At 68.1% G+C, this 11,776-nt stretch carries 10 protein-coding genes; 2 read left to right on the top strand and 8 right to left on the bottom strand.

Annotated elements, in window-relative coordinates:
- Positions 1 to 52 precede the first annotated feature (52 nt).
- Both NA12_RS13315 and NA12_RS13310 read left to right on the top strand, forming a co-directional pair.
- Positions 53 to 322 carry a type II toxin-antitoxin system Phd/YefM family antitoxin gene (locus NA12_RS13315; RefSeq protein ID WP_067449634.1) on the top strand — a complete coding sequence of 90 codons (270 nt, stop codon included), beginning with the start codon at positions 53 to 55 and terminating at the stop codon, positions 320 to 322.
- The gene (locus NA12_RS13310) at positions 312 to 770 is read left to right on the top strand and encodes a type II toxin-antitoxin system VapC family toxin (protein WP_067449633.1); all 459 of its coding nucleotides are present in this window, start codon (positions 312 to 314) and stop codon (positions 768 to 770) included. Before NA12_RS13315 ends, NA12_RS13310 begins: the two co-directional genes overlap by 11 nt.
- Positions 771 to 776: 6 nt before the next feature.
- Here NA12_RS13310 and NA12_RS13305 read toward each other — a convergent pair whose 3' ends face one another.
- The 8 genes from NA12_RS13305 to NA12_RS13270 form a co-directional block, all read right to left on the bottom strand.
- Entirely contained in the window at positions 777 to 2,195 is a 1,419-nt protein-coding gene (locus NA12_RS13305; protein ID WP_067449632.1) for a DUF1254 domain-containing protein, read from the bottom strand.
- Positions 2,196 to 2,309: 114 nt separating this feature from the next.
- Positions 2,310 to 3,524 (bottom strand): TetR/AcrR family transcriptional regulator, encoded by a 1,215-nt coding sequence (locus NA12_RS13300; RefSeq protein ID WP_067449631.1) that lies wholly within the window; start codon positions 3,522 to 3,524, stop codon positions 2,310 to 2,312.
- 12 nt (positions 3,525 to 3,536) lie between these two features.
- The gene (locus NA12_RS13295) at positions 3,537 to 5,480 is read right to left on the bottom strand and encodes an acetoacetate--CoA ligase (RefSeq protein ID WP_132369695.1); all 1,944 of its coding nucleotides are present in this window, start codon (positions 5,478 to 5,480) and stop codon (positions 3,537 to 3,539) included.
- A gap of 58 nt (positions 5,481 to 5,538) precedes the next feature.
- Positions 5,539 to 6,354 (bottom strand): HpcH/HpaI aldolase/citrate lyase family protein, encoded by an 816-nt coding sequence (locus tag NA12_RS13290; protein ID WP_067449629.1) that lies wholly within the window; start codon positions 6,352 to 6,354, stop codon positions 5,539 to 5,541.
- 46 nt (positions 6,355 to 6,400) lie between these two features.
- A complete protein-coding gene (locus NA12_RS13285) occupies positions 6,401 to 6,877 on the bottom strand; it encodes a MaoC family dehydratase (RefSeq protein WP_067449628.1) in 477 nt (158 codons plus the stop codon).
- The gene (locus NA12_RS13280) at positions 6,874 to 8,034 is read right to left on the bottom strand and encodes an acyl-CoA dehydrogenase family protein (RefSeq protein ID WP_067449627.1); all 1,161 of its coding nucleotides are present in this window, start codon (positions 8,032 to 8,034) and stop codon (positions 6,874 to 6,876) included. The genes NA12_RS13285 and NA12_RS13280 overlap by 4 nt, the downstream gene beginning before the upstream one ends.
- Positions 8,031 to 10,139 carry an ATP-binding protein gene (locus NA12_RS13275; protein ID WP_067449763.1) on the bottom strand — a complete coding sequence of 703 codons (2,109 nt, stop codon included), beginning with the start codon at positions 10,137 to 10,139 and terminating at the stop codon, positions 8,031 to 8,033. The genes NA12_RS13280 and NA12_RS13275 overlap by 4 nt, the downstream gene beginning before the upstream one ends.
- 5 nt (positions 10,140 to 10,144) lie before the next feature.
- The gene (locus NA12_RS13270) at positions 10,145 to 11,752 is read right to left on the bottom strand and encodes a carboxyl transferase domain-containing protein (RefSeq protein ID WP_243654737.1); all 1,608 of its coding nucleotides are present in this window, start codon (positions 11,750 to 11,752) and stop codon (positions 10,145 to 10,147) included.
- Between the last annotated feature and the right edge of the window lie 24 nt (positions 11,753 to 11,776).

Genomic DNA, 11,776 nt, shown 5'->3' with positions numbered 1-11,776 from the left:
CGAATGTGCCACGCAGTAGCACGGCGTGGCACCAGTGCTTTATGCTGGGCTTATGCAGCCGCAACCCGAGATCAATCAGCGCGATCTACGCAACCGGTCGAAGGAAATCATGGACGCCGTCCAGCAGGGGCAGGCGTTCGTGGTCACCCGCGACGGCCATCAGATCGGTGAGCTGATTCCGCTGCGCCGGCGCAGGCGCTTCGTGGCGCGTGCTGAATTCGCGGCGATGTCGCGTACGGCTCCGGCTATCTCTGTGGACGCGTTCCGGGCCGACCAGGACGAGGTGTCCGACCAGTACGCGGGTGACCGTTATGCCCGCTGACCACCAGTTCGGTCTGCTCGATACGAACATCATGATCTTGCGTCGATGGATCGATGTGGATCAGCTGCCCGGTGCGATGGCCATCAGCACAGTCACCCTGGCGGAATTGTCCGCGGGTCCGCACGAGGTCCGGCGCAACGAGGAGCAGGACGAATACGACGAGCACGCCGAGCGTGCTCGTCGGTTGGATGTGCTCCAGCGAGCCGAGAACGAGTTCGATCCGATTCCGTTCGGTGCCGATGCGGCTCGCATCTACGGCCGGGTATGCGCGGCGGTGGTCAGTGTGGGACGTACACCGCGCCGCCGGATCGCTGATCTGATGATCGCGTCGGTGGCCATCGCCGAGGAGCTTGCGCTGTTCACCACGAATCCAGATGATTTCCTCGGTGTGGACGACCTGCTGACTGTGGTTCCGGTCGCGCGACCTGTGGTGCCGAGCCGCAGCTGACCACGGTCAGTCGATCAGGGTCATCGGTGGTGGTTCCCACTGTCCGTCGAGGGCGGTTCGGCGAGGGGCGTAGAGGCGCAGGGTGAGGGAGAAGTCGCCGGTGGCGGGGATGGGGAGCCAGTTGCCGGTGGGGACGGCGGGGCGTGGGTCTCGGTGTTGGACAACCAGTTCCACGGCTCCGTCGGGGGCGCGGACGACAGCGGGAAAATGGCCGACCGAGTAGATCGCGTCGGGGTTGGGGACCAAAAAGCCCTGGGTGTCGTAGGCGGTGATCGAGGTGAAGGCCTCGACCGGAGGCCACTGGTCCGGTTCGAAGCGGATGCGGTAGCGCAGGGGATTGCCCTGGTCGTCGGTGGTGGGGGCATCGCGGTTCGCGTAGAGGATGTCGCGGATGGGGGCCAGGGCGGGGGAGCGTCGGGTGGTGGCTGCGCGGCGGAGATAGTCGGTGCCGAAGGTACCGAGGTCGATCGGGATCTCCCAGCCGTTGACCGAGCGTGCCGTGGGGTCGGTCCATTCGGCGAGGCGGCGCTGGGCCTGGCGGACCGCCTCGTCGAGAGTGTCGGAGGGCTGGTCGTCGACGATTCCGCCGGGCTGGATACCGATCGTGGCCAGTTGGGCCATCAGTGGCGCGTCGGCGGTCGCGGGAGGATCGGCCAGCATCAGTCGGCACAGGCGGTTGAGGTAGGTCTGGCCGTCCAGAGTGGCGATCCGCTTCGTCGGCGGCTCGGAACCACGGTCGATCGGGTGGACGCGGCTGACAGTGCTGTCGAGCTCGCCGCGATTCCAGGCGCTCAGCGGAATCAGCTTCATCTGCCGCTGCCACTGGTTGACCTTCGGCGCGTCCGCGACGCCGTAGATCTGGACCCGAGCGACGATCGTGGACATCGCCGAGGGCATGTGCAGCCGCGTTATTTTCGAAGGCAGCGTGCCGGTCCACTCCGGCCCGGTGAGGACATAGGTGAAAGGCGGACCGTCGGCGTTCACGGTGGTCCGTGGGCTCTTGCTGGTCAGGTCGTGCACGGTGTTCGCCCACCCGTCGACCAGTTGGAACAGCCAGAACCGGTCGGGCTCCATCCCCGGGATCTGCAGGACGAGCGGCTCTTCGGCGAGATCGAGCCACGCCTGCGAATACACCATGTCGTGGCTGAGCCTGGCCACCCCACGATCGTAGGGATCGGGCAGCACGCTGTGATCGAAGCTGTTGGTCGGTCCGCTCGACGCGCGCATCATGTCCAGCAGGATCATCGGGTAGCCGAAGATGTAGGCGTCGATCGCCATGGCGAGCGCATCCGGGCGACCGGTGGTGCGGACCGGCGCGGGAGAAGTCTCGCCGTCGTCACATCCGGGCAACGTCGCCGCGGCGGCTGCCGCGGCGACGATTCCCAGTAGCGATCGCCTGGTCAGCGCCCTCGCGTGAGGATCCATGCGCGCTCCGTTCGACGGCCCGAGCGGTTCGACTGCCTGAGCGGTCGACGGACTCGGCGCCGAGCATATGACGAGTCAGCAACGGTCCGCCTCATACGCGACGGGTGAACTGCCTCAGCCGAGCAGCACCCGCCGCATCAGGAAACCCACCCTGGCCCGGCCCGCGATCGGGTCGTCGCCGAAGCGCTGACCGAGGTCGATGACCATCGCGAACGCCGCGTGCACCAGGAAACGTGCCTCCGCCGCGGCGAGCTCGGGCCGGATCTCGCGCACCAGCCGCGCCCACTCCTGCACGCTCAACCGCTGGATGTTGCGCAGTACCGCGCGTTCCTCGGCGGGCACGTGCCCGAACTCGGCGTAGTAGACGACGGCGAGCGCCCGCTCGTCGAAGGTGTCGGCGACGAACTGGTCGACCAGTACGCCCAGCGCCGCGCTGCTGTCGGCCGTGCTCGCCACCGCGGGCCCGATCGCCGCCGACACCCGGTCCGCCGCGCGTCGGAACGCCGCGGCCAGGATGTCGCTCTTGCCGCGATAGAACCGGTACACCGCCGACGCCGCCGACAACCCCGCGGCCGATGCGATGTCCTCCACGCTCACATTGGGATAGCCGCGCTTGTGGAACAGCTCCACCGCTTTGCGCAGCAGCAGTTCGTGTTTGAACGAATCGGGAATCTGTACCCGGGCACCCTGCTCGGAAACGGTTGCGGCAGGCGGCAATGCGGTGTCGGTGAGTGCCATGCACGCCGAACCGAGCAGCTTGTTAAGCGTGCGAAGCGGCAGCGCGGCATGGTGATCGGCGATGCTGGTGACCACACCGAGGATCGCGGTGGAGATCAAGCGCAGTTCGGCCGTGGTCAATTCGGGGCGCAAGGTCGCCAGCTGTTCGTCGAGCGCGACCAGCACCGAAGCCTGCTGATCGTCGAGCACCACTCGATCGGTCGGTTCTAGATAGCGGCCCTCCCACCGCACCAGTCGCACGGTCGCACGATTTTCCACGGTCGCGCCGATCAGCCCGGTCAGCATGTGCCGCAACCGTTGTGCCGCGGGCAGCGTCTCCTCGGCCGACACCACGATCGATGCCGTGAACGCCTGCCCGACCCGAAGTAACTCCTCCCGGAACAACGCGTACTTGCTGGGGTAGTGCCGATACAGCGCGGCCGAACTGATCCCCAGCCCGGACGCGATGTCCTCCATGCTCACTCCGTGGTACCCGGCGGCCCCGAACGCCACCGCCGACGACGCCGCGATCTGCGCCCGACGATTCTTCGGCCGACGCCGAACTTCAGTCCCAGCTACCCCACGCGCCCCACGAGTCTCGCTGACAGTCATAGGTCAAGTGTATTAGCCCTTGTCGGGCTGGCCTATCCGGGCATACCAGTCGAGCAGTGCGGGGTCGTCTACGGCGCTGCGTTCGACCACGCGGGCGGGGTCGGCGCCCTGGAGGAGCTTCTTGACGGGGACCTCCAGTTTCTTACCGGTTCGGGTGTGTGGAATGCCGGGGGCTTCGCGGATCTCGTCGGGGACGTGGCGGCGCGAGACCTCGGTGCGGATCGCGGTGGCGAGCCGGGTCTCGAGATCGTCGGTGAGTTCCGCACCGGGGGCGAGCACGACGAACAGTGGCATCCAGTAGCCGCCGTCGGGTTGTTCGGCGCCGATCACCAGGGCCTCGGCGATCTCGGGGAACTGCTCGACGACCTGGTAGATGTCGGAGCTGCCCATGCGAACACCGTGGCGGTTGAGCGTCGAATCGGAGCGACCGTGCACGACGATGCTGCCGTGTTCGGTGCGGGTGATCCAGTCGCCGTGGCGCCACACACCGGGATAGGTGTCGAAATAGGCCGCGCGGTAGCGGTTTCCGTCGTCATCGTGCCAGAAGCTCACCGGCATCGACGGCATCGGCGCGGTGACCACCAACTCGCCGACCTCACCGCGCACGGAATTGCCCTGCTCGTCGAACGCGTCGAGGGCGACGCCGAGATACGGCGCCGACAGCTCACCCGGCCAGACCGGCACGGTCGGGGCACCGCCGACGAACGCCGACACCACATCGGTGCCACCGCTGATCGAGTTCACCTGAACACGCTCCCCGACATTCTCTTTCAACCACAGCGCGCTCGAGACCGGCAGGGGCGAACCGGTGATGCCCACCGAACGCAGTGCCGACAGGTCGTGCTCGGCGCGGGGCACCGACCCCGCTTTGACGCAGCCGAGCACATAGCCGGGGCTGGTTCCGAAAACGGTGGCACCCACCTGCGCGGCGAGGCGCCACAGCGCATCCGGCCCACCCGCGGTCGGGCTGCCGTCGTAGGTGACGATGGTGGTGCCGGTGAGCAGGCCGGCCACCTGGAAGTTCCACATCATCCAGCTCGGGCTGGTGTACCAGAAGAACGTATCCTCGGGTCCCATATTCGATTGCAGGGCAACGGCTTTCAGATGTTCGAGCAGTACGCCGCCGTGCCCGTGGACGATGCCCTTCGGCAGTCCGGTGGTGCCGGAGGAGAACACGATCCACAGCGGATGATCGAAATCGACAGCGACGGTCTCGATAACACCGAGTCCGGCATCGGCGACCGAGTCCGTCCAGGACAGCGTGTCGGGTACGTCGAGACCGAGCTGCGAGACGACGACGGTGGCGCGCAAGCCGGGCAGCCCGTCTCGCAGGGCCGCGATGTCGGCCCGCTTGTCGTGGTCCTTCCCGCCGAACCGGTAGCCGTCGGCGGTGACCAGCACCGTCGGTTCGAGCTGGCCGAGCCGGTCCAGCGCGGCCTTGGCGGAGTAGTCCTGACCGCAGGCGCTCCACACCGCGCCGATGCTGGCGGTGGCGAGGAAGGCGACGATCGCCTCCCCGATGTTGGGCAGGTAGCCGACCACCCGGTCGCCCACCTCGACACCCTGCTCGCGCAAGGTACGCGCGAAAACCGTGACCTGCTCGATCAATTCGGCCCAGGACACCTCCCGCGGTTCGGCGTCCTCGTGCAGGGCCACCACCGCGGGGCGGCCGAACTGTGCCATCCGGATTATCTGGTCGACATAGTTCAGCCGGGTGCCGGGAAACCATCGCGCGCCCGGCATCTCCTGCGAGCCGAGCACCTCACCGGCGGTCGCGCCGAGTTCGAAGTAGTCCCACACGGCCTGCCAGAAGCCGGCGATGTCGTCCACCGACCACTGCCACAGCGCCTGGTAGTCGGGGTACCGGTCGCCGGTTCGCGCGGTGACGAAGGCGGCGAAATCGGTGATTCTGGCCGACGCGATGTCCTGCGCGCTCGGGACCCACTGTGGTTGCACTGGCGCCATCCTCCTCGAACTGGACTAATTCGTCTGTCGGAGGATAGTTACCCGATGCTCAGCCGGGCACGCCCGCGCGCCGGACGATCTGTTCGGCATGTCGGAGCACCGGCGCGTCGACCATCCGGCCCTCGAACGCGAAGACACCGCGATGGTGGGGCACCTGCGCCAGCACCCGATGTGCCCAGTCGAGTTCGGCGGGGTCGGGTGCGTAGGCGTCGCGGATCACGGCGACCTGGCTCGGGTGGATGGCGACCTTGGCGTCGAATCCGACGGCGACCGCATCGCTGGTCTCCGCGGCGAGGCCGTCGAGATCCTTGATGTCCAGATACACCGAGTCCAGGGCGAAGCGGCCGAAGGCCTTGGCCGCCAACAGCGTCGACGACCGCACCTGACGGGTGACATCGCGGTAGCCGCCCTCGGCGTGCCTGCTCGAGTTGCCGCCGAGTCCGGCGATCAGATCCTCGGCGCCCCACATCACGCCGATGGCGTTGTCGGCCTGCACCGACTCGGTGATCCGCACCGCGCCGAGCGGCGATTCGACCAGCAGCACCACCTCGTAGCCGTCGAGGCTACGAACCTGGTCGGCCGACTCGCATTTGGGCAGCATGACCCGGCGATAGGCGGTCCGCGCGAGCGCCGCGAGGTCGGCCGCGTAGTCGTCGGTGTCGGCCGCGTTGACGCGGATCACGGTGTGCGCGGGATCGAGCGGGGTGTCGATCATCGCCTGCCTGGCCGCGGCTTTGTCACCGGCCGCGACACCGTCCTCGAGGTCGAGGATCACCACATCGGCCACCGCGGCGGCCTTGGCGAAGCGTTCGGGCCGATCGGCCGGGCAGAACAGCCACGCGGGACCACTCGGCTGCCAGCTCATACTGTGTCCTCTCGAGGGGTGCACTGCGGGCATGGGGCCGTCGCTCTCATGCGGTCGGCGCCTTGCGGATCAGGGCCTTGCGAATCGCGGTCGCCACGATCACGCCGTGCTGGTTGCGCGCGGTGTGGGCCAGGCTCACGATGCCCTCGCCGGGACGGCTCTTGGACTCGCGCTTGTCGGTGACCAGCGTTTCCGCGTACATGGTGTCGCCGTGGAACAGCGGTGCGGGCGTGGTCATCTCGGAGAATCCCAGATTGCCGACCAGCGTGCCCTGGGTGAGCTGGGCGACGGAGAGCCCGACCAGGGTGGACAGCGTGAACATCGAGTTCACCAGACGCTGATTGAACGGCGGCTGCGCGTCGGCGAAGGCCGCGTCCAGGTGCAGGGCCTGGGTGTTCATGGTCAGCGTGGTGAACAGGACATTGTCGGCCTCGGTGACGGTGCGCCCCGGCCGGTGCTCGTAGATCGCGCCGATCTCGAACTCGTCGAACCACAAGCCGCGCTGGACTACCCGCTTTGTCACAGTCCCAGCTCCCTTGCGATCAGCATCAGCTGTACCTCCGTGGTGCCCTCACCGATTTCGAGGATCTTGCTGTCCCGGTAGTGCCTCGAGACCGGGTATTCGTTCATGAAGCCGTTGCCGCCGAAGATCTGGGTGGCGTCGCGGGCATTGTCCATCGCGGCCTCGCTCGCGACCATCTTCGCGATCGACGCGGCCTTCTTGAACGGCTTACCCGCCAGCATCAGCGCGGCGGCGTCGTAATAGGCGGTGCGCGCCACGTGGGCTCGCGCCTCCATCCGGGCGATCTTGAACGCGATGGCCTGGTTGCGGCCGATCGCCTGTCCGAAGGCCTGGCGTTCGCTCGCGTAGCGCACGCTCTCGTCGACACAGCCCTGCGCCGCTCCGACGGCCAGCGCGGCGATGGCGATGCGGCCCTCGTCGAGGATGCGCAGGAAGTTGGCGTAGCCGCGACCGCGCTCGCCGAGCAGGTTCTCCTGCGGCACCCGCACGTCGGTGAAGCTCAGCGGGTGGGTGTCGGAGGCGTTCCAGCCGACCTTGTTGTAGGCGGGCTCGGCCACGAAACCCGGGGTGGAGGTCGGCACCAGGATGGTGGAGATCTCCTTCTTGCCACCGGCCTGCCCGGTGACCGCGGTGACGGTGACCAGGCGGGTGATGTCGGTGCCGGAGTTGGTGATGAACTGCTTGCTGCCGTTGATCACCCAGCTCTCACCGTCGAGCACCGCGGTGGTCCTGGTTCCGCCCGCGTCGCTGCCCGCGTCGGGTTCGGTGAGTCCGAAGCCCGCCAGCGCCTGTCCGCTGGTGAGCTGGGGCAACCATTCGGTGCGCTGCTTGTCGTTGCCGAAGCGGAAAATCGGCATGGCGCCCAGCGAGACGCCCGCCTCGAGGGTGATCGCCACGCTCTGGTCGACCTTGCCGAGTTCCTCGAGCGCCAGACACAGCGCGAAGTAGTCACCGCCCATGCCGCCGAATTCCTCGGGGAACGGCAGGCCGAACAGCCCCATGTCGGCCATGCCCGCCACGACTTCGTACGGAAAACTGTGTTCGGCATCGTGTTTCGCCGAAACCGGCGCGACGACCTGGTTCGCGAAATCACGCACGGTGAGTGCTAGCTGGCGGTACTCGTCCGGCAGCGAACCGGTGGACAGGTAGTCGGTCATGCGTGGGTTCCTTCAGGCTCGGTCGGTGCCGCGGCGGTATCGGCGGCGGCGATGTCTGTCGCGGCTTCCGCTGGGACGGTTTCCGCGGGGTGAGCGACGACGCGCACCAGGACTTGGTCCAGCTTCACCTGGGCGCCCGCGACGGCGAGCACCTCCACGGTGCCCGCTACCGGTGCGGTGAGCGTGTGCTCCATCTTCATGGCCTCGATCACGATCACCGGATCGCCGACGGCGACCCTCGCGCCGTTCTCGACCGGTGCCGCGATCACCGAACCCGGCATGGGGCTGCGGATTTCGGCGTCACCGACGTGGGCGACCTCGCCGCGCACGCTCGCCTCGGCGACCTCGCGAAGGACGGCGAGCCCGCCATCGTGGCTCACCCACAGCTGCCCGTCGGCCTCGGCGACGCGGTAGTCGCGTCGCACTCCGTCGAGCGTCGCGGTGAGACCGTCGGCCGAGACGGTGGCGCTGAGCGTGCGCGGTTCGGTGCTCGATGTCGGCGAACCAGATGCCGACTCGTCCAGCCACACCGTCGCCGAAGCCGGTGTGCCGGTGATGAAGACATGGCGCACCTGCTCGCCCGCGGCCAGTCTGATCGTCGTCGGGGCAGGTTCGCCCAGGCGCCATCCCGAGGGGGTCGACCACGGGTCGCCACCGGCGGCGGGCCAGCGTCGCAACCAGTGATGTGTCGCGGCGGCGATGAATTCGACGTCGGTGACCTCTGCGGGAACGAAGTCGGCGACGCGACGATCCAGCAGCGCGGTGTCGAGCCGGCCCGCCTGCACATCGTCGTCGGCGAGCAGGAAGCGCAGGAATTCGATATTGCTCGTCACGCCGAGCAGTACGGTCTGATCCAGCGCGCGATCCAGCGCGGCGAGCGCGTCGGCGCGAGTGGTGCCGCGCGCGATCACCTTCGACAGCATCGGGTCGTAGTCGCTCCCGACCACGGTGCCCACCGAGATTCCCGAATCCACCCGCACCCCAGCGCCTTGCGGCTCCGAGAGGGCGAGCACGGTGCCGCCGGTCGGCAGGAAGCCGCGACCCGGATCCTCCGCGTAGACGCGGGCTTCGATCGCATGCCCGACGAGGTGGATCTCGTCCTGGGTGCGCGCCAGCTTCTGGCCCGCGGCGACGCGCACCTGGCATTCCACCAGGTCGACGCCGGTGACCATCTCGGTCACCGGATGTTCCACCTGCAGCCGGGTGTTCATCTCCATGAAGAAGAACTCGTCGGGCCGGTCGGCCGAGACGATGAACTCCACGGTGCCCGCGCCCACGTAGTCCACGCTGCGGGCGGTATTGCAGGCGGCGGCGCCGATCCGGGCCCGGGTCTGCGCGTCCAGCAGCGGCGACGGAGCCTCCTCGATCACCTTCTGATGCCTGCGCTGCAAACTGCATTCGCGCTCACCCAGGTGCACCACATTGCCGAACTTGTCGGCCAGGACCTGCACCTCGATGTGGCGGGGCCGGTTGACGAAGCGTTCGAGGAACAGGGTGTCGTCGCCGAACGCCGCCCCGGCCTCGCGCCGGGCGCTCACCAGCGCGGCAGGTAGCTCGGCGGGATCGGCGACGCGGCGCATGCCCTTGCCGCCACCACCGGCGGAGGGCTTCACGAGCACCGGATAGCCGACTTCCGCTGCGGCGGCGATCAATTGGGCATCGGTCAGGCCCGGTTCGGCGATGCCGGGCACCACCGGAACCCCGAATGCCGTCACCGTCTTCTTCGCGGTGATCTTGTCGCCCATCACCTCGATGGCCCTGGCCGATGGCCCGAGGAACACGATGCCCGCATCGGCCAGCGCCGCCGCGAAGGCCGCGTTCTCCGATAGGAAGCCGTACCCGGGGTGCACCGCCTGCGCGCCCGACCGCACAGCGGCATCGACGACCTTCTCGATCGACAGGTAGCTCGCTCGCGCGGGCGCGGGCCCGAGTCGCACCGCGACATCGGCCGCACGCACATGGCGCGCGTCGGCGTCGGCGTCGCTGTACACCGCGACCGAGCGAATACCCATGGCGCGCAGGGTCTTGATCACGCGCACCGCGATCTCGCCGCGGTTGGCGACCAGGACGGTGTCGAATTCGACAGGGTGGTTCTTGTTCAGCATGTCGTTCACATCCGGAAGACGCCGTAGGAAACGGGTTCGAGCGGCGCTTGCGCGCACACCGAAAGGGCAAGGCCGAGCATGGTTCTGGTGTCGGTCGGCGCGATCACGCCGTCGTCCCAGATGCGCGCGGTCGCGTAGTAGGGATTGCCCTGGGTCTCGTACTGCTCGCGGATCGGCGCCTTGAAGACCTCCTGATCCGCCTCCGACCACGGCTTGCCCGCGCTGTCGAGCTGATCGCCGCGCACCGTCGCCAGCACCGACGCGGCCTGTTCGCCACCCATCACCGAGATGCGCGCGTTGGGCCACATCCACAGGAAGCGCGGCGAATACGCGCGCCCGCACATGGAGTAGTTACCCGCGCCGTAGGAGCCGCCGATCACCACCGTGAGCTTGGGCACCCGGGCGCACGCGACGGCAGTGACCATCTTCGCGCCGTGCTTGGCGATGCCGCCCGCCTCGTAATCGCGCCCGACCATGAAGCCGGTGATGTTCTGCAGGAACAGCAGCGGGATCTTGCGCTTGTCGCACAGTTCGATGAAATGCGCGCCCTTCATGGCGGATTCGCTGAACAGCACGCCGTTGTTGGCGACGATGCCGACCGGATGGCCGTGGATGCGGGCGAATCCGGTGATCAGGGTTTTGCCGTACTCGGCCTTGAATTCCTGGAAGCCGCTCTCGCCGTCGACGATTCGGTCGATCACCTCGTGCACGTCGTAGGGCGTGCGCGGGTCGACGGGAACCACGTCGTAGAGTTCGTCCTCGGGTTTGGCGGGTGGGGTGCTCGGCAGGACCTCCCACGGCGCCTCGGGACGCGGGCCCAGCGTGGCGACGATATTGCGGACGATCCGCAGCGCGTCGCGGTCGTCGTCGGCCAGGTGATCGGTGACGCCGGAGGTGCGCGAATGCAGCAGGCCGCCGCCGAGGTCCTCGGCGGTGACGATCTCGCCGGTCGCGGCCTTCACCAGGGGCGGGCCGCCGAGGAAGATGGTGCCCTGGTCGCGCACGATCACGGCCTCGTCGGCCATCGCGGGCACGTACGCGCCGCCCGCGGTGCACGAACCCATCACCGCCGCGATCTGGGCGATGCCCCTGGCGCTCATGTTCGCCTGGTTGTAGAAGATGCGACCGAAGTGCTCGCGGTCGGGGAACACCTCGTCCTGGCGCGGCAGGAAGGCGCCGCCGGAGTCCACCAGGTACACGCAGGGCAGGTTGTTCTGCGCGGCCACCTCCTGCGCGCGCAGGTGCTTCTTGACCGAGATCGGGTAGTAGGTGCCGCCCTTGACCGTCGCGTCGTTGGCCAGGATCAGACACTCGCGGCCCGCGATGCGGCCGATACCGGCGATCACGCCCGCGCCGGGGCATTCGTCGTCGTACATGCCGTCGCCCGCCAGCGGGGACAGTTCGAGGAACGGGCTGCCGGGGTCGAGCACCTGGTCGACACGCTCGCGCGGGAGCAGCTTGCCCCTGGCCACGTGCCGCTCGCGGGACTTGCGCGGACCGCCGAGAGCGGCCGTGGCCAGCCGCTGTCGCAGATCCGCCAGCAGGGCGCCGTGCGCGTCTCGGTTGCTCGCGGTGGTCACGGTGCCGTCGTCGGTCTCATGCGTAACCGTCATCCCACCACTCTTCCCATTCGGTTA

This window comes from Nocardia alba NBRC 108234, assembly GCF_001612665.1.
Lineage (GTDB): Bacteria > Actinomycetota > Actinomycetes > Mycobacteriales > Mycobacteriaceae > Nocardia > Nocardia alba.
Note: the sequence above shows the minus strand (reverse complement) of the source record. Positions and strands in the feature narration are given on the sequence as shown.

Coding starts and splice junctions, on each gene's coding strand:
- NA12_RS13315 (WP_067449634.1), top strand. CDS start 53: ATGCAGCCGCAACCCGAGATCAATCAGCGCGATCTACGCAACCGGTCG.
- NA12_RS13310 (WP_067449633.1), top strand. CDS start 312: ATGCCCGCTGACCACCAGTTCGGTCTGCTCGATACGAACATCATGATC.
- NA12_RS13305 (WP_067449632.1), bottom strand. CDS start 2,195: ATGGATCCTCACGCGAGGGCGCTGACCAGGCGATCGCTACTGGGAATC.
- NA12_RS13300 (WP_067449631.1), bottom strand. CDS start 3,524: ATGACTGTCAGCGAGACTCGTGGGGCGCGTGGGGTAGCTGGGACTGAA.
- NA12_RS13290 (WP_067449629.1), bottom strand. CDS start 6,354: ATGAGCTGGCAGCCGAGTGGTCCCGCGTGGCTGTTCTGCCCGGCCGAT.
- NA12_RS13280 (WP_067449627.1), bottom strand. CDS start 8,034: ATGACCGACTACCTGTCCACCGGTTCGCTGCCGGACGAGTACCGCCAG.
- NA12_RS13275 (WP_067449763.1), bottom strand. CDS start 10,139: ATGCTGAACAAGAACCACCCTGTCGAATTCGACACCGTCCTGGTCGCC.
- NA12_RS13270 (WP_243654737.1), bottom strand. CDS start 11,752: ATGACGGTTACGCATGAGACCGACGACGGCACCGTGACCACCGCGAGC.